This window comes from Facklamia hominis CCUG 36813, from assembly GCF_000301035.1.
GTDB classification, from domain to species: Bacteria; Bacillota; Bacilli; order Lactobacillales; family Aerococcaceae; genus Facklamia; species Facklamia hominis.
This window is the reverse complement of record NZ_JH932292.1, coordinates 126,307-144,958: the sequence shown is the minus strand read 5'-3', so window position 1 is coordinate 144,958 and position 18,652 is coordinate 126,307. Positions and strand designations below refer to the sequence as shown.

Sequence of the window (18,652 nt, the reverse complement as noted above, 5' to 3'; positions counted from 1 at the left end):
TAAATCTTAACTTTTCCTATTCAACTTAATTCAAAAGTTTAAATTTTTCTTGTATTTTCCCCTTTTCAAACCTTAAAGAATATGATAGGATATTTTTGTTGTCAAATATTGGAGAGTTGGCCGAGTGGCTGAAGGCGGACGCCTCGAAAGCGTTTAAACGGTGTTGAGCCGTTTCGCGGGTTCAAATCCCGCACTCTCTTTTTTTTTATAAATTATTCAATCGATCAAACGAACCATAACGTATAAAGAGTGTAATACCACTACTTCAATGGCACTTTATATATCATCAGTCTCAAATCAAATCAAACCATCCCCATATCAAAATATAAGGGGATGGTTTTTTATATATTCTTCAAATGAAGCCTTAATTTTTATTTTCTAGAGCTATATGTCTAGCTTTAGGACTCTAGGTTAAACTTTTTTAGTTAAAAAAATAGACCGCATCAAATTGATGCGGTCTATCATTTATGGGTATTCGGATTTCATGGTGGAAAAGGGCTTATAAATCACCCTTCTCCAAATTCTTAATAAGTGTGGAAAAATCGACACCAAAGTTGTCTGTAATGTTATGATCATTCACTTCATACCAATTGAAATTATCGTGTAACATAGCTTTATTGAAAGCACTTGAATTAAATCGTGGCTTACGCTTTTTACGGAGCTTCTCATTGAAAAGGATTTTGGCTCGTAAGGCATCTCTACCCATTCGCTCTACCTGCCTAATAATGCTGTTAATTGACTCCGTATAAGCGTTAGTGAGCCTTTTATCAAAGTAGTTGAATATTTTTCGACATGCCAGTTGTCTACGGCTCTCACGAGGTCTTTATATGCATCTTTATAGTTACTGGACATACAACGGTGTCTCCATTGACTATAACGAAGACGACCTTCATCTGAATCAGGAGTATCCCATATTCAGTAAAACTCTTCTTTGAGTTCATAGGCTTCTTTTAAGGCAGGAAGATTACCTAACCAAGTCTCTAAGAGGAATGATTCACGTACATTTAGATCGTGTTTACGCTTTAGAAGGATAAACCTTTCACGCATAAGGGTAAGTCTTTCTTTTTGGCTCATATGAGCTTTCAAAGACTTTCTGACGTTATCTAAGGCTTGATTAGCCATTCTAACTACATGAAACTTATCTACGACAACTTTAGCGTGTGGAAGGATAGTGTTCACTGCGTCTTTGTAAGGCTTCCACATATCCATTGTGACGTACTCAATATAAGTCCTGTCACTGATTTCTGAAAGACGTTGGATGACTGTTGTTTCCTTGTCACGGTTTGGCTTGATGTCATAAATAGTCCTGCGTTCAATATTAGTCAATACAAGCCGAGGTCTTCGGATAATATATATATCGTCTATCCCAAGCCACTTAGGAGTTTCAAACTGGTATTCACGTTCTTTGAGTGCCACATAGTCCTTAAAAACGTTCCTAATAGTTTTCTCGTCAACACCAACACTTTCTGCGACTTCTACAAAGGTCTTAGACATGGATTGCTCTTGAATAGACTTTAAAAGCCTTTTGGTCATACTACGCTTTTCATCTACAGATACTAGGCGTTCCCAGAAGGTAGATCCGCATTCACGACACTTGTATCGTCTACGGTTCAATTGTAAGCCCACTCGCTTTAAACGAATGGGCAAATCCATAATTAGTTGATTTCTTGAACTGTGTTTGTATAACTTGTCAAAACCACATTCAGGACAACGTTCAGGTGGTCCGACTGATTCAACTTTAAACATCATATCGGTTTCATTTTCTTGTGGTGATTCTATTGTTTTAATGTCTGGTAGGGATAATAAGTCTGACATATTGTTCATCCTTTATTACTCTGCGGTGTTACTGTATCAAATATAGATTTGATGTCGAAATCATCAGTGTTAAATTATTTTTGTGACCGCAAATGTACTTAGAAAATCCCTTAAAGCATTTATATAATGGGTGATCGCAAAATAGTGTATGAAATCCTTTTGTAGACTTTGCTAATCTACTGCACACTTTAGTACAGTATTAGCTGGTTCACTTGAATAGGGAATTGTAAAAAAAGTTCCCTTAGCCTGCACAACAAGATAATTTCGAAACATTTTTATCGAACGTAAGTGCAGCTAATTTTAGCCCTTCAGCCATTGTTAAATATGGTGCTAGGGTTTCTGTTAAATCTTCTATCGTTAAGTTAAATTTAACAGCTAATGATGCTGCATAGATGACATCTCCTGCATTCTCAGATACAATATGAACCCCTAATACTTTTAGTGTTTCTGCATCTGCTACTAGTTTAAATACACCGGTTGTTTCATGGTTTACAATTGCTCTTGGAACAGCATCTAAAGGTAATACAGATGTCTTCACATCATACCCTTTCTCTTTTGCTTGTTCTTCTGTTAAACCAACCGTTGCAACCGTTGGATTCGTAAACGTAACAGCAGGAACTACCGATAAATCTATTTTTTTGTTTAACCCACCAATAGCATTATCAGTAATAATTCCACCTTCATAGGCTGCTACATATACAAATTGCGGTCCTAACGTCGCATCTCCTGCTGCATAAATCTTTTCATTACTTGTTTGACCAAAATCATTGATCAGGATTTCATTATTTTTTCCGGTTTCAACACCTGCCGCACTTAAATTTAAAGAATCCGTATTTGGTTTTCTTCCAGTGGCAACAAGTAACTGATCTGATTCAATAACTTCTTTACTGCCATTTACTGTTACGTAAACCTTTTTTATCTCTCCACTTTGTACAACACGCTCAAAAGTTGCCCCTTTGACAAGGTTTATACCCTGTTCAATTAACGCTTTTTCAACTGACTCTGAAATCTCAGGATCATACTCCTTTAAAAGTCGCTCACTTCTTTGCATAAGCGTTATTTCTGAACCTAAATGATGAAATAGTTGTCCAAGCTCCATTCCAATGTATCCTGAACCAATTACAGTTAATCGTTTTGGTATTTTCTTTAACTCAAGAAGTGTTGTACTAGTTAAATAGTCCGTTTCTTCAAGTCCTGAAATTTGGGGCAATGAAGGAGATGCACCTGTTGCAATTAAAAAGCGTTTTGCAGATAACTTTGCACCATTGACCTCAACCGTACTAGCATCAACGAATTTTGCTTCACCTTTAATTAAATCAAAATTATATTCATCAATTAAATCCACATATTTTTGATTCCGAAGTTCGCTCACCAATTTATCCTTTTGCGTGATTAAACTAGCTAAATCCACTTCTCCAGCGGATGTTTGTAAACCTATAAACGGGTTGTCTTTTGATAAATGATTGATTTCCCCTGCCCTAAGAAGAGTTTTTGACGGAACACAGCCAATATTCACACAGGTTCCCCCAACCGTTCCACGCTCAATCATTCCAACTTTTGCACCGTATTCTGTAGCTTTAATTGCCGAAGAAAAGGCAGCAGCACCAGAACCGATAATAAGAAGGTCATAATCGTCTTCATTAATTAACGCCACGTTTTCTAGTGATGATACTTCTTCAATTTCTCCGGCTTGGTAATTTGCTTCATCAATCGCCTTTATTGCACTTTCAACCTCAATATCATCGGGCAGTTCAAATACTGCTTCACCACGACGAAAATTAGACTCAATATTTTTAGCACCTATCTTTTCAAGTGCTGATTCAACATGTTTTTCACAACCCGCACAGGTCATTCCTTGAATGTTTACCTTAAATTTATTCATAATAAAGCCCCTTTCGTTAATCTCTCATGTTAATGTTTCTATTATTGGACACGAATGTGATTGCTTTTCATCTGGACATCGTTGTTTTAAGTTGTCTAACATAGTTTCAATTCGTTTTAAATCCTCTATTTGTTTTTGAACTTCCATTTGTTTTTTAGAAACAAATTCGAACATATCTTGACAACGAACTTCATCTTTATCTACAACACTAAGTAATTTATAAATCTCGTTTAAAGAAAATCCAAGTTCCTGTATTCGTTTAATAAACCCAACACGCTTAACGTCATCATATGAATATATCCGATAACCAGCTTCCGTTCGGTGAGGTTCTTGTAGTAAATTTTTTCGCTCGTAATATCTAATCGTTTCTTTATTAACGCCACATTTTTCTGCAAACTCACTAATGCGGTAAATCATCTTATTTCACCCCATGAATATTATAAACCGTGTACCATAGTACACGGTCAAGTAAATTGGACTATTTTATTTTTTCCCCAACGTATCACTCGTATGTGATTGATACTTTTATAATACTATTGATTGTCCTAACATTACACTAGAAAATCCGATTTAAACACCAGTTGTTTTTAAACTATTAAAAAAGTAATTCCAATATATATTCCGAAGACCCTCATTTATTAACTATAAACTTTACAAGCTAAATTATTATCTAAAAGTCCAATAATTTGTCTGAAATATTTGAAGACTCTTTTTATGAAACCTTATACTATCAATAGCTTTAAGTAACATTTAACTATATTAATAAGTGATTATGGAGATGAGGGGAGTCGAACCCCTGTCCAAATACCTCGCCATCAAGGAATCTACGCCAATAGATTAGTCAATTTTATTTAGCTTACACATAGCCGACTAACAGGCCTCTGTGCTTGCGAGTCTGATTATCTCTTCAATGACTTGCAGACGGAAAGTCATTGCGTATCCCACTAATTTGAGACCAGTAACTAATACATGGGCGATATTAGGCTGATCTTAGCTCGCTGTTTTTAGGCAGCTAAAGCTAAATTGTTTTCGTTGTTTGCAGTTATATTTAACTGTAGCGTTGTTGTGGTAGTCGCTGCCTACCTGACGCATCCAAAATTCGAACGATACCTGTCGAAACCATGACACCCCCGAATATAGTTTTATTGTATAAAAGAAAGCTATCATTGTCAACTTATTGTCCTTGACCCATTTTATAGGATCTGCTTGACTGCACGCATCAATAGTGGCATCACAAAGGCCGAAAAAATAGCTTCTGGAATTCCATTGACCAAAATAATCCCCATTAAAACGGACCATAAGTTAGCCATTGACGCTCCCTGAATTTGTAGATAGTCTTCTCGTTTGAATACAACGATTGCTGATAAAACCAGAATGGTATTTAATAAGGCACCAGCTAATCCCATCAGTCGATAATAATTTGCATGAGTTAATCGATTCTTTATAGCGCTAGAAATGGCCATCAAACAAATAGGCATTAAAAAGCGAGGCAAAACTGAAACCAGAGGCGATGAAAATATATAAATATACATCGGAGAACTTGGAATAGTATATGCACGAATTAAACTGTTAAGTCCCCAAAAGAAACCAATAAAAGCTCCCGTTTTCCCCCCCATCACCAAACTAGCTAAAATCACGGTGACATGTATAATCGTAATATTTAATGGTGGAATGGCAATATATCCTAAAAAGGGGATCCACGTTTGAATAAGAATAATAGCCATAAAAATACTAATAAGCGTTATCTTTTTTACTGAAAAATTATTTTTAGACTTGAAATCTCGCATACTATCACCTTTAATCTATTCAAAAATTTTACCATTTTTTATAAATTGGTAAGCAGGTTCATTCCTTACCTTATCATATATAATATGTAAATCATATTCTTTAAAATACCAAGCATCCTGCTCCTCTATGTAGAAAGAAATACCGTTATCTGCTTGAAAAAAGGCGATTGGTGAATCAGCTTCAGCAGATTCAATACCAATACCAATTCCCGGATCGATCGGACTAGAGGAATAAATTTTAGTTTTTATACGAATGCCCCAATTTGGTTTCATTCCCACTTCATCTTTAAACCACTCTGCCGCTAAATTATCAACCGTTAATTTCATATGTTTGTGGAAAACCACATACCCTCCTTATTAATGGACTAAGTCATGTTGAAAAGCATAGATCGTTGCCTGAGTTCGATCATCAACTTGTAATTTGGCTAGAATATTCGATACGTGTGTCTTTACTGTCTTTAAACTAATAAATAAAGTATCCGCAATTGCTTGGTTAGTATAGCCTTTAGCAATTAACTGGAGTACTTCTATCTCCCGTTTCGTTAATTCATCATGAAGTGCCCCTTGTTTTTGTTGGTCTTCCTGATGAAGAATTTTTTGGGTAACCTCTTCCTGCATAAAGGATTCACCGGAAGCCGTCATTCGAATAGCTTGAACAATTTCTTCAGCTGATGAAGTCTTAAGAATATATGACTTAGCCCCAGCTTCTAAGGCAGGGTACACTTTTTCATCATCTAAAAAAGATGTCAATATAATAATTCGCGCCTCAGGCCAAACTTGGATGATCTTTTGGCTCGCTTCTATACCATCCATCACATCCATCACTAAATCCATTAGAATAATATCTGGTCGAAATTTCAGTGCCTGATCATAAGCTTGTAAGCCATTTTCTGCCTCTGCCACAACTTCAATATCATTTTGAATTTTTAAAAAACTTGAGATACCCAATCGTACCATTTCATGATCATCAACAATTAATACTCTTATCAATCGTGCCCCTCCTTTTAAGCTAGATGATTAAAAAGCGGTTTATAGGGAACGGTCACGGTTAAGATGGTTCCCTGGCCGGGGGAAGAGATAATGTTACTTCTCCCCCCCATCCCCTTAGCTCTTTCTTCAATATTACTCAAGCCATAAGATCCTAATTTAGCTTTCTCCTTTAAGTCAAAACCTTTCCCATCATCGACAATTCGAATCGAAACAGTATCACGACTGGCTGATAAATAAACCTCTAACCTCTTAGCCTTGGCATGCCGCATTGTATTTGAGATACCTTCTTGTACAATTCGAAATAAATGATCTTCCATCCCTGTCTCTATCTGGGGATCATCTAGACTCCAAGTGATTTCAAGCGCCACTTTATGCTGTAATTCTCGTAATAATTGTTCGATCCCTTGCTTTAAGGATTTGCCTTGAAGGTCAATAGGTCTTAGATGAAGAAGCAAGGCTCGCATCTCTGTCTGTGCATCATTAATGACTTCATTCACCTTTTTTAATTGATCATCAACAGGTGAAGGTAAGCTTCCCTGTGTTGAGTAATTAATTGCGGATAAGAGCATCATGGCCGCGAATAATTCTTGAGAAACCGAATCGTGTAACTCTCTAGCAATTCGACTTCTTTCCGATTCAATCACTTCTTCTTTGGTCTTTTCACCCAAAAATACAGGTGCTGAAGTAAACTCTTGCAAGTCAGACGTGAGATGAATCAGTCTTTGGCGAAGATGATCAATATCAGAAGCCAATAATTGTTCATTATCATACCAAGAAGTTGTGACTGACTTAGAATCAAAAATTGTATGGTGGTATTTTCCCAATAATAACCAATTAATCTTTGCACGTACCTCTTCAAAAACGCTTGATAAATGGACCGCTATATAAAAACTAAAGACTAAATTTAAGGCAACAATAATTGCTAGGATCCATATAAATAGACGAACATTCCAAATTTCATTTCGGTAAAGAAAATCAATTGAAAAGTAAGGTAAAAAATAATGTGCACAAGCAAGAAGTGTACCTAAAACAATTAAGTTCATCACACATTGACCCAGAAAAAGTCGGAAAAACAATCTAAAATTCATAAGATAATCACCTCAACATCTCCAAAGACGCTTGAAACAATTAACTTAATTTTCCGCTTAGCCTGCATATAATCAGGACTTTGCCAGCGAAAATTCTCCAGAGCCAGTGTATAACTTTGCGATTCAAAGATCACTTTACCCGATATTAAAGAAATATTAAGACTTAAACCGATATCCCTTGGTATAATTAAGCGAAGGCGACCGTACATTTTTCGTACCATTACAATATATTCACCCTCTGGAAATAGGCTATTTCCTAGATCAACTATCGTATTGCCGCCAAAGTAAATCAGATTAATATCATCCCATTCAATGATTGATCGATTTGCTGATTTTTGTTCCCACACAGCATTTTTATCTAATATCGATCGTTGAGAAGATTGTGGTTGCACTAATTGAATTCCGTGATATTCTCCTAATTTATCATGATTAGGGAGCAACCAATTATCACTTAAATTAATTAACTGATTTACTTGATCATCTTGAAAAACTAAAAAAGTTAATACTAACGTGACGATAAACAACCAAAAAGAGCGAGTCACAGCTAATGATACCAACAGCATTACCAAAGCAGGAAACAAGACTATCTTTCTTAAAGTGGTATTTTTTATAAACAGACTAAGATAGGATAAAGCTATCCCAGTCGTAAATAAAAGTAAAAAACGAAAATCTAGCACTAATTCCAAAGCGATAAAAGCAATCGTTAATACTAAAATATAGAGAATACGATAACGCCATTTTTTCAAAGACTCCAGCCCTCCTCTCTTATTTAAAGCCTATTATCGCATATTTGAAGCCATTCGCCAATATAAAAAGCCAATCTCAGACGAGCTATTAGTGAAAACAACCGCTGGATTGGCCAAAAATTATTTATTTTTTTCAACTTTTAAAATTTCGACATCAAAAGCTCCGCCTGGTGTTTCAATGGTGACTGTCTCACCAACTTTTTTGCCAATAAGAGCTTGTGCCATAGGAGAATCATTTGAAATCTTGAACGACATTGGATCAGCTTCGGCAGACCCTACAATTGTATACGCTTCTTGATCCCCATCAGGTAATTCTTTAAAAGTTACCTTCCGCCCTAAAGTGACTTCGTCATCTGCATAATCTTGATCATTGATAATTTCTGCGAAACGAATCATATTCTCTAACGTTGAAATCCTACCCTCAACAAAAGCTTGTTCATCCTTTGCAGATTCATATTCAGAGTTTTCAGATAAATCACCAAAAGATCGTGCAATCTTAATACGTTCGATAATTTCTGCACGTTTATTAACTTTTAAATCTTCTAACTCTTGCTCTAACTTTTCTTTACCTTCTTGTGTCATTGGAAATGTTTTTTCTACCATTATTTTACTCCTTTTTATTTTAAAATAGATTCTATCTTTGTAATTAACAAATCAACTGCGACATGATTCAGCCCGCCCTCGGGTATAATAACATCAGCATAGCGTTTAGTCGGCTCAACAAATTGGTGATGCATCGGTTTCACAACATCAATATATTGATTTAACACTGATTCAACCGATCGACCTCTTTGAATGACATCACGCTGAATACGTCTTGCTAAACGTATGTCATCTTCAGTATCAACATAAACCTTTATATCACATAAATCACGAATGGAAGGTTCTTGAAAAATTAAGATTCCTTCTAAGATTAAAACTTGACGAGGTGGTTCAAAATGAACTTCTTTAGACCGGGTATGATTTACATAATCATATACTGGGACTTCAATGCTATGTCCTTTCAAAAAATCCTGAATATGCTGATAATACAAGTCATTATCAAAGGCTAAAGGATGATCATAATTCGTCTTAAGACGCTCCTCAAAGGTTAAGTGACTTTGATCCTTATAATAGTTATCCTGAGCCAGAATAAGAACAGAATTTTGTGTGAATTCTTCAAAAATTCTTCGAGACACACTGGATTTACCTGATCCAGAACCTCCTGTTACCCCAATTACGATTGGTTTGCCAGTCATACGCTTACAATCCTTTCTTTAATCTTGGCCACATAAAATAAAGCAATCATCCCCTTAGGGATGATTACTCCACTTGAAAATCGCTTTCAAATCTATATCATAGAAAATACCACACTCGATGATTAAATGCAAGTCATTTTTTATAATAATCTTTAAAGATTTATTCAGAAGAACGAGAAGTGTCTTGCTCTTTATTTGATGATTCCTCAAACAAAGGTTGAACATATTCTTTAACTAAAGCATCATGCTCTTCTTGACTTTGTGAATAATAAATTTTACCTGTTTTTAAGTCTGCCACGAAATAATAATAATTATTTGAACTTGGATAAATACAAGCCTTAATCGCTGACAAGCTTGGATTATTAATCGGACCAGGTGGTAAGGCTGACGCCTTATAGGTATTGTATGGTGAGTCTACTTCCAAATCTTGGTACGTTACTAATTCCTTATGCTCTCCTAAAGCGTATGAAACGGTAATATCAGATTGGAGTGGCATACCAGCATTGAGTCGGTTATAAAAGACCCCTGCAACTAATGCACGATCTTCGTCCGTTACTGCCTCGCGTTCAACAATCGAAGCGAGGGTCAAAATTTGGTGGTAAGAGAAAGCAGTATTATTTAAATCTTCAAGTAATGACTGAAATTCTAAATTGGCCTTGGTAACCATTTGAGTAATTAAATCCTCCGCCGTTGAGCCAGATATATAATCGTAAGTTGCTGGATACAAATACCCTTCTAACGGATGCTTCAAATTTTCTATTTCCGTTAGTGGCTTTAAAAGTGACGGAAAGGAAGCCATGAGTTGATCGATCAAATTATGATTATCAGCAGCTTTAATGAAATCCTCTGCACTAATCGGAGTATTTTCTTCAACCAACTGCGCAATTTCCTCCAGTTGCATCCCTTCAACTACTGTGAGTGTCGAATCAACATCTTCATAGATAGGTTTACCACCTTCCTCAAGTGTCGCTAAAAGTTCATTAGCTCCCATCTGTTTTGAAAATTCATAGGTGCCCGCTTGAAAATTATGTGACCCTTTAAACTTCATATAAAGTGAAAAAATTTTACTCGATGAAGTTAGCCCCTTATCCTCTAAGATCTGTGCGATATCCGATGAAGTCGATCCCATAGGGATCGTCACCTCAAGCTTTGAGCTATCTTTAATATCTGACGGACTTAAAGCTCCATCAATTTTAATATATGCAAAAATTGTCACTAACAAACCGACTAGGAGCAATCCTAACATAAAAACATGGATAATGCGATTAGTCCATAATGTTTCTTTGACATGGATTGTTTCATTTCGTTTTGCTTCTGCTTGAATTTTTTCCCAATTAATTTTTGCCATAGAACCTCCTTAAAGATCTAAAATTCGATCTAATTTGAATAAATAAGGCTGCGACTTAAAGGTCACAGCCTCTTTCACTATCATCCTAATGGTTACTCATCGTCTGAATCAAGAAAAGTATTCAATACTTCTTCCACTAAGTCCCATTCTTCATCCGTTGTAATTGGTTGTAGGTCTCCACTCGTTCCATCTTCTTGCTCTTGATAAGCATAAGCTTGAAGCTCAACTTCTTCATCTTCAGATGTTCCTGCTGGATAAATCAATACATAGGACTTACCAAAATCTTCCGAGTCAAAGGTAAAAAGAATTTCGTATAGAGATTCATTCCCTTCTTCATCGACGACAGTAATATATTCTTGTTCTTCGTGTTCGTGTAAATCTTTTTCTGTCATAATATTCTCCTAATGTGGTGTGTCTAAATAATTTTGTAAAATCATCACAGCTGCTAACTTGTCAATAACCTGCTTGCGCTTCTTTCTTGAAACGTTTCCTTCTTCAATAAGCATACGTTCAGCCTGAGAAGTAGTTAAGCGTTCATCCTGATAAATAATTTGACAATGAGGAAGTCGCTGTTTAACAGCTTCACCGTATGCCATAGAAGCTTCTGCTCTTTGTCCGATACTATTATCCATATTTTTAGGTAATCCAATCACCAAAGTAGTTACTTGATAAACATCCACTAATTCTAGCAAACGATCTAAACCAAGCTCTCCCTTTTCTTCATCGATTTGGATGGTCTCTAGCCCCTGGGCTGTCCATCCCATTGGGTCGGAGATCGCGACACCTACTGTGCGCGAACCAACATCCAATCCCATACTACGATTTAATGTCACCATCAACTATGATTCCTTTTTGGTCAAATAATACTCAACTAATTTTTCAACGATCTCGTCGCGTTCATGTCGGCGGATAATATTCCGCGCATCTTTATGACGAGGAATATAGGCCGGATCACCTGATAAGAGATAGCCAACTATTTGGTTAATTGGATCATATCCTTTTTCTTCCAATGCTTGATAGACGATTTCCAGACTTTCTCTAACTGTATGTTGATTTAAATCATCCAGTCTAAATAAAATTGTTTCATCGAGAGATTGCATGGACTAATCACCCAACCTTTCTAAATTAAAATTTCACTCTTTAAGCTCCTAAACTACTTTGAGATTCATTTTAACACATTCTGAATTAAATTGCTTGTTTTACAGTAATTTTTCAATTTCACTAGCCACTAGGCCTATCATTTCTTGAATGGCTTGTGGATTCTTCCCACCGGCTTGAGCCATGTCAGGGCGTCCACCACCGCCACCACCAATAACCTTCGCTAAAGGTTTTATCAAATCTCCTGCTTTTATCCCCATATCATTAGCCTCTTTATCCACTAAAACTAATAATTTGGCACTTTCTCCTTCATGACTTGCTACCACGAAGATATTGGAAATTTCTTTCGTCTTCCATTGATCACCAAGACTTCTGAGGGCGTCCATCGATTGATTATTCAAGGAAGCTGCAATATAACGAACTCCTTTTACTTCTTTAACTTGTTCAAAAATTTCGTTGGAAGCTTCTTTCATCAATTTTGCAGATAGGGCATCGATTTGAGCCTGCTGATCTTTGAGTTCCGCTTGTAATTGATCGATCTTATGGAGAAACTGACTAGATTGAGCTACTTTTAATTTTTCTTGTGCTTCATGAAGTAGATTTTCTTTAGCTTGGTAATCCGCAATAGCTGCCTGACCAGTTAAGGCTTCGATCCGTCGAATACCAGCACCGATTCCTGTTTCAGATAAAATCTTAAAGGTCCCAATTTCATTGGTATTAGAGACATGGGTACCACCACACAGCTCAATAGATTCATTCGCAACATTCACTACTCGAACAACATCACCGTATTTTTCACCGAATAAAGCCATTGCGCCCATGGCCTTTGCTTCGTCTATTGGCATCTCATTGATATTAACGGCTTCAGCATTTTCAATCATGTAATTCACATAAGTTTCAACTTGTTTTAATTCCTCTTGGGACATTTTCGCAAAATGTGAAAAGTCAAAACGTAGGCGATCAGGTCCTACATAAGATCCAGCTTGATTAGCATGTGACCCTAGAACATTTTTCAAACCACGGTGAAGCAAATGAGTAGCCGTATGATTCTTATTAGTTTTTAAACGATTTGCCCGATCAACACTTAAGGTATACGATTGATCCACATTTAATGGCAAATCAAATGTTCTCACTTTGTGCATAAACTGACCATGGGGGCTCTTTTGAACATCAAGGACCTCTGCAATCATCGTTTCCCCATCAAAGATCCCACCATCATCCGCAATCTGTCCTCCCATTTCAGCATAAAATGGGGACCGATTAAAGAAGGCATAACCTTCGCTGTGACTTGGTAATTGTTTAACTTTTTGATCTCCCGCCACAAGATATTTTAAGGTTGCATTGGTACTTAATTGATCATATCCTACAAAATCAAAATCATAATCAATCTCTTGTAAAGCAGCTGATTGAACAGACATGGAGCCCTCATTAGAGCGAGCAGATCGAGCCTGTTCTTTTTGTTTAGCCATTGCCTCATCAAAGGCTTGTAAATCAACCTCCATACTAGCTTCTGCAGCCATCTCTTGAGTCAATTCAAGTGGAAAACCAAATGTGTCATAAAGCTGAAAAGCCTGTTGACCTGGAATCACTTTTACTCCCTCGGACTTCAATCCCTCAATGACAGTCTCTAAATGAGCTTCCCCTTCCCCAATCGTTTCATGGAAACGTTGTTCTTCTTTGATCAAAACTTTTTGTACAAAATCAGCATTGGTTTGTAATTCTTGATAGAACTCACCCATGATAGATACGATAACTGGTACCAAATCCGCTACAAAAGAATTTTTAATACCTAATTTACGACCATGCATAATCGATCGACGTATTAATCTTCTTAAAATATATCCACGACCTTCATTTGAAGGTAATGCACCGTCAGAAATTGCAAAAGTTACTGCTCGAATATGGTCGGCGATTACTTTGAAAGAAGTATCGATTTTATCAGATTCACCATAATTATAACTTGTTAATTGAGCAATTTTATCAATGATTGGCTTAAAAAGATCCGTTTCAAAATTGGTTGGTGTATCCTGCATAACTGATGCCATACGTTCCAAGCCCATACCCGTATCCACATTTTTGCTAGGAAGAGGTTGATAAGTGTGGTCCGGCATATGGTTAAATTGTGAGAATACTAAATTCCATATTTCTAGATAACGTTCATTTTCGCCACCTGGATACATTTCAGGATCATCATCAGATAGATTCTGGTATTTTTCACCTCGATCATAAAATATTTCAGTATCTGGTCCACAAGGCCCCTCTCCAATATCCCAAAAATTATCCTCTACTGGTATTAAATGATCACTTGCTAGGCCCACTTTATTTAACCAGATATCGCGAGTTGTTTCATCCTCTGGATAATAAGTAACATAAAGACGACTTGGTTCCATGGCAAACCAATTTTCTCCAGTCAATAACTCCCATGCCCAAGTAATTACTTCTTCTTTAAAGTAATCGCCAATCGACCAATTTCCTAGCATTTCAAACAGAGTATGATGGCGAGCAGTTACCCCCACATTTTCAATATCATTCGTCCGAATACATTTTTGTGCATTGGCAATTTTAGGATTATCTGGAATTTCTGATCCATCTAAATATTTTTTTAATGCGGCAACCCCCGAATTTATCCATAATAAACTAGGGTCATTGATTGGAATCAAGGAAGCGGACGGAATAATCTCATGATTTTTTGATTCCCAAAAATCCAAAAATTTTTGACGAATCTCTTTACTACTCAAAGCTTGCATTATATTTCCCCTTTTATAAATTTAATAAAAAATGCCCTTATATGTAAGGGCGCCAAACCGCGGTACCACCTTACTTATAAGGACTTTCGTCTTTCTTTTGTACTGTTAAGGCCAGTCTACCTCAGTCTTTCAACTGACTTCTTAAGAGGAGCACTATCTATCGTGATTATTCTCAGCAATCTAATCTCTCTGTATGGGATAAACAGCATATCTCTATGACAATTCTATCAATTTTTACTAAATAGGTCAATCATTTATCCAATTGGAAAATTCATGATTTCTTTTTAACGTATTTCAAGTATAATGGTTTTTAGACTGTTGAAAATTAATTAGAAGAGGTGACACCTTGATCGAAAAAATATACATTATAGTCTATCCTATGGCTGGATTTGGAAAAGGACGACAGGTCTTAAATCAGGTACGTCAAGAACTTCAAGCTTTAAGAATACCCCATCTTACTTATGAAACTGAATACGCTCAACATGCAGTATCTATCACAAAACAACTTGTTACACAACAATTTGATCCAAATAAACATCGTTTAGCCGTCATTGGTGGTGATGGAACGCTCAGTGAAGTTATTAATACCCTCCTATCACTCAGTTTAAAAATTCCCATAACCTATTTTGCAGCTGGAACAGGCAACGATTTTTACCGAGCACGGTTTAACGAAGCCTCCGTACCAGATATGATTGATAAAATGCTTTATCAACGCCAAGCCAAACATATTCCTATTGGCTATTATCAAAACAAAAGTCAACACAAAGTGGGTTATTTTATTAATTCTTATGGATTCGGTTTTGATGCAGAGGTTATCCATAGTATGACCCATTATAATCTTAAAGAAAAACTAAACCGCTTTAAGTTATCCCATTTATCATATTTTTTCGCGGTCTTTTTAGCCTTAAAAGATATTAAAACATTTTCATTGGATGTGAATCATGAGGGATCTCAGCAACATTTTGAAAATTGTGGGCTCGTCTTGATGATGAACCATCCATTTGTCGGAGGTGGAATTCAGATAGCTCCACAGTTTGATCCCCACCAAAAGGATTTTTCACTTTATATTTTTCATCACTTAAACTTCAAGGTTATTCTTAATTTAATTTGGAATATTCTTTTTAGCCACAAACCCATCAATTCTAATAACCTCACTCACCTTAGAGGAAATCAATTTGAATTGTGGAGTCCTCAGATTATCCGCTCAGAATACGATGGTGAACTAAACACTTCTTCTCCAATTCATTGTCAATTTAAAAAAACCAGCTATCCTTTTTTTATCTAGGCTAGCTGGTTATTTTTGGACTTTCATAAAATCAAATGGGGTTAAATCTCCCATTCCAATCATCGGATCAATCATAAAAATAGATTCATCCGTTAGCTGGATCTCTTCATCACTTAAGTTCGACGAATGAACATTTGACTGACGATGATTCAAGTCTGCTTGAGTATTAAGAATGGTCAAATCTGAATTTTGGCCTTGAGTAATCGATTTTTGACTTGAAGTAATTGATTGTGATTTTTGTTTATCTAATTTCTTATTAAAAAGAAGTTGTAGATAGTCTTTTAAATGTGTCTCTCGTTCAACTTGTTGTGAGGCTACTGCTTTTTGAAAACTATTTGGATTACCTAATAGAATCAAAAACTTACTAGCACGTGTTACAGCTGTGTAAACAACGTCTCGTCTTAGTAATGGCGAATGCATATCAATTAAAGGAAGAATAACTAGATCATACTCACTTCCTTGCGCTTTATGAATCGAACAGCAGTATGCCAGGGTCAATTGATCTAACTCATTCTTCGTATAGTGTACTTCGGTTCCATCAAAGTCGACCACTAACTCTTCTTGTTTTGAAGAAGATTCTTTGGCGGTCAATATTGCACAAACCCAGCCAATATCTCCATTATAAACGCCCTCATCGGTATTATTCACCAATTGCAATACCTTATCTCCTTGTCGAAGCACTTGATCATAATGCTTGATCTGTCTTTTCTTAACACTAGCAGGATTCAATTGTTCTTGTAACAAATGATTAATCTGAGTAATCCCAGCCTGTCCCTTATACATAGGAGCTAACACCTGCATATTTTGTCCACTAAAACCTTTCTTTTTAGCATAGTCAATTACTTGTTGAATCATATAACCAATCTGTGATGAATCACAAGGAATAAATGATCGGTCTTCTTGCTTGTCTAAGAAATTTCTTGGCAAATAGCCTTTGCGAATGTTATGCGCTAAAGAAACAATCGATGAATCCTGTGCTTGTCGATATATCTTAGTTAGGAATATTGTAGGGATGACCTGAGAAGCAATTAAATCAGCAAATACTTTTCCTGGACCAACTGAAGGAAGTTGGTCTTGATCTCCTACAAATACCACTTGAATATGAGAAGGAATCGCCTGTAACAACCAATTCATCAACCAAACATCCACCATCGACATTTCATCAATAATTAAGAGAGAACCTTCAATTTCCTCTGGAGTAAAAGTTTCCATCACACTCTCTCTGGTAAAACCAATTAAACGATGAATAGTAACTGCTGGTAATTGACTACTTTCTTGCATCCGTTTAGCTGCTCTTCCTGTAGGAGCCGCTAATCGAATGGGTGAATTAATATTAGAGGGGGTCAAATCATCCAGATCGTAGCCTTCTAGCTTGGCATGTAGATAGATTAGCCCTTGAACGAGTGTTGTTTTCCCAGTACCTGGTCCTCCAGTAATAATTGACATAGGAGACTGAATTGCTAATTTTAATGCAGCTTTCTGTTGACTATCATAGATAATCTCTAGTAGGTCTTCAATTTCTTTAATCGCTTGACTTATCTCATCGTCTTCAATATCAAATTGCTGACTTTCCTGCATAAAATGATGTATTTTCTGACTGGCACCATATTCTGCGTAAAAAATAGACGGAAGCATCAGAGATTCTTGATCTAAAATTAAACGTTCTTGTAATATAGCTTCATCCAAGGCTTGAATTAAATCTTCTTTTAAAATTAATACAGATTGGCATCTTTCAAGAAGGCTTTGTGCTTTTTGTTGAGCTAATGAGACACTAACTGAAGTGTTACCTTGCCGGTAACAAATCTGCTTAACAACTTCAACCCATGCTGCTGACAAACGTTGACTTGCGCTAGGATCGAATCCTAAACTTATCGCTAATTGATCGACTTTTTGAAAACCTATCCCATCAATTTTTTCAATTAATTCATAGGGATTATCTTTTATTTTATTAAGTGTCTCGGTTTGATAAATTTTGTAAATTTTTTCTGCAATCTTAGGTCCGAATCCCCATAAATTTAGCTGAACAAATATGCGTTCCGTTCCTTGATGCGCCAACAAACTATCCGTTAGATTTTTAGCGTTTTTAGCGGATAATCCAGGCACTTTATCTAAACAAGCTGGATCGTTCAGAATCTGATCGATTGCATCCTCGCCTAAACAAGCAATTATTTTTTCAGCAGTCCGAATTCCTATTCCCTTAAATCGGTCACTCGATAGGTAATTAACTAGCCCCTCTTTCGATTGAGGGGCAATCTGACGATAATGAGATACAGCAAACTGTTGACCATACTTAGGATGTTGAACCAATTTCCCAAAAAATTCATAGGAAGTATCCATTTGCAAGCTAATAAATTGGCCTGTCATCACGATCTCGTCATTCTGAATGACTTGTTGGGGATCTTCTTCTACAAATACTCGTACTACTTTATAGAAGTTACTAGGGTTTTCAAAATAAACTGCCTGAGCAGAAGCTATAATGTTTATTTCCTCCACGTTATCCTCCCCCTTCACATCTAAGACAAGACCATTATAACAAATGTATTTCTTAAAGTAATTAAAGCTCGATATCTAGCAAAAAAGCTCAGAACTCATTGGTCTAGCAGACTATGAGACTCAGAGCTCCTCAAT

16 protein-coding genes, 1 tRNA gene, 1 other RNA gene and 1 pseudogene are annotated in these 18,652 nt (G+C 36.4%); 2 read left to right on the top strand and 17 right to left on the bottom strand.

Going from position 1 to position 18,652, the window contains the following annotated elements:
* The first annotated feature begins 110 nt into the window (after positions 1 to 110).
* A tRNA-Ser gene (locus HMPREF9706_RS00760) sits at positions 111 to 200 on the top strand.
* A 299-nt stretch (positions 201 to 499) separates the two neighbouring features.
* Here the strand turns inward: HMPREF9706_RS00760 and HMPREF9706_RS00755 are convergent.
* The 16 genes and pseudogenes from HMPREF9706_RS00755 to alaS all read right to left on the bottom strand — a co-directional run bounded on the left by HMPREF9706_RS00755 (position 500) and on the right by alaS (position 14,739).
* A pseudogene (locus HMPREF9706_RS00755) lies at positions 500 to 1,815 on the bottom strand (ISL3 family transposase).
* Positions 1,816 to 2,056: 241 nt separating this feature from the next.
* A complete protein-coding gene (gene merA / locus HMPREF9706_RS00750) occupies positions 2,057 to 3,697 on the bottom strand; it encodes a mercury(II) reductase (protein ID WP_006907428.1) in 1,641 nt (546 codons plus the stop codon).
* Between the two features lie 24 nt (positions 3,698 to 3,721).
* Positions 3,722 to 4,114 (bottom strand): Hg(II)-responsive transcriptional regulator, encoded by a 393-nt coding sequence (gene merR / locus HMPREF9706_RS00745; protein ID WP_006907427.1) that lies wholly within the window; start codon positions 4,112 to 4,114, stop codon positions 3,722 to 3,724.
* A 353-nt stretch (positions 4,115 to 4,467) separates the two neighbouring features.
* Positions 4,468 to 4,829, bottom strand: a transfer-messenger RNA (tmRNA) gene (gene ssrA, locus HMPREF9706_RS08870).
* 61 nt (positions 4,830 to 4,890) lie between these two features.
* Positions 4,891 to 5,484 carry an ECF transporter S component gene (locus tag HMPREF9706_RS00740; protein ID WP_006907425.1) on the bottom strand — a complete coding sequence of 198 codons (594 nt, stop codon included), beginning with the start codon at positions 5,482 to 5,484 and terminating at the stop codon, positions 4,891 to 4,893.
* Between the two features lie 15 nt (positions 5,485 to 5,499).
* The gene (locus tag HMPREF9706_RS00735; RefSeq protein WP_006907424.1) at positions 5,500 to 5,829 is read right to left on the bottom strand and encodes a HesB/YadR/YfhF family protein; all 330 of its coding nucleotides are present in this window, start codon (positions 5,827 to 5,829) and stop codon (positions 5,500 to 5,502) included.
* Between the two features lie 12 nt (positions 5,830 to 5,841).
* Positions 5,842 to 6,474: a response regulator transcription factor gene (locus HMPREF9706_RS00730; RefSeq protein WP_006907423.1), complete on the bottom strand. Its 633-nt coding sequence runs from the start codon at positions 6,472 to 6,474 to the stop codon at positions 5,842 to 5,844.
* 14 nt (positions 6,475 to 6,488) lie between these two features.
* Positions 6,489 to 7,562, bottom strand: coding sequence for a sensor histidine kinase (locus HMPREF9706_RS00725; protein ID WP_006907422.1), 1,074 nt, complete (start codon positions 7,560 to 7,562; stop codon positions 6,489 to 6,491).
* Positions 7,559 to 8,308, bottom strand: a complete 750-nt coding sequence (liaF, locus tag HMPREF9706_RS00720) for a cell wall-active antibiotics response protein LiaF (protein ID WP_006907421.1) — start codon at positions 8,306 to 8,308, stop codon at positions 7,559 to 7,561. Before liaF ends, HMPREF9706_RS00725 begins: the two co-directional genes overlap by 4 nt.
* Positions 8,309 to 8,428: 120 nt before the next feature.
* Positions 8,429 to 8,911, bottom strand: a complete 483-nt coding sequence (gene greA, locus HMPREF9706_RS00715; RefSeq protein WP_006907420.1) for a transcription elongation factor GreA — start codon at positions 8,909 to 8,911, stop codon at positions 8,429 to 8,431.
* 14 nt (positions 8,912 to 8,925) lie between these two features.
* Positions 8,926 to 9,546, bottom strand: a complete 621-nt coding sequence (gene udk / locus HMPREF9706_RS00710; protein WP_006907419.1) for a uridine kinase — start codon at positions 9,544 to 9,546, stop codon at positions 8,926 to 8,928.
* A gap of 160 nt (positions 9,547 to 9,706) precedes the next feature.
* A complete protein-coding gene (gene mltG, locus HMPREF9706_RS00705; RefSeq protein ID WP_006907418.1) occupies positions 9,707 to 10,894 on the bottom strand; it encodes an endolytic transglycosylase MltG in 1,188 nt (395 codons plus the stop codon).
* 92 nt (positions 10,895 to 10,986) lie between these two features.
* Positions 10,987 to 11,286 (bottom strand): DUF1292 domain-containing protein, encoded by a 300-nt coding sequence (locus HMPREF9706_RS00700; protein ID WP_006907417.1) that lies wholly within the window; start codon positions 11,284 to 11,286, stop codon positions 10,987 to 10,989.
* A gap of 9 nt (positions 11,287 to 11,295) precedes the next feature.
* Entirely contained in the window at positions 11,296 to 11,730 is a 435-nt protein-coding gene (gene ruvX, locus HMPREF9706_RS00695; protein WP_006907416.1) for a Holliday junction resolvase RuvX, read from the bottom strand.
* Between the two features lie 3 nt (positions 11,731 to 11,733).
* Entirely contained in the window at positions 11,734 to 11,994 is a 261-nt protein-coding gene (locus tag HMPREF9706_RS00690; RefSeq protein WP_006907415.1) for an IreB family regulatory phosphoprotein, read from the bottom strand.
* Between the two features lie 99 nt (positions 11,995 to 12,093).
* Positions 12,094 to 14,739, bottom strand: a complete 2,646-nt coding sequence (gene alaS, locus HMPREF9706_RS00685) for an alanine--tRNA ligase (protein ID WP_006907414.1) — start codon at positions 14,737 to 14,739, stop codon at positions 12,094 to 12,096.
* Between the two features lie 346 nt (positions 14,740 to 15,085).
* Between alaS and HMPREF9706_RS00680 the strand changes: the two genes are divergently transcribed.
* Positions 15,086 to 16,024, top strand: coding sequence for a diacylglycerol/lipid kinase family protein (locus tag HMPREF9706_RS00680; RefSeq protein ID WP_006907413.1), 939 nt, complete (start codon positions 15,086 to 15,088; stop codon positions 16,022 to 16,024).
* Between the two features lie 9 nt (positions 16,025 to 16,033).
* Here the strand turns inward: HMPREF9706_RS00680 and recD2 are convergent, their stop codons facing one another.
* On the bottom strand, positions 16,034 to 18,517 hold the full coding sequence (gene recD2, locus HMPREF9706_RS00675; RefSeq protein ID WP_006907412.1) for an SF1B family DNA helicase RecD2: 2,484 nt from the start codon (positions 18,515 to 18,517) through the stop codon (positions 16,034 to 16,036).
* Between the last annotated feature and the right edge of the window lie 135 nt (positions 18,518 to 18,652).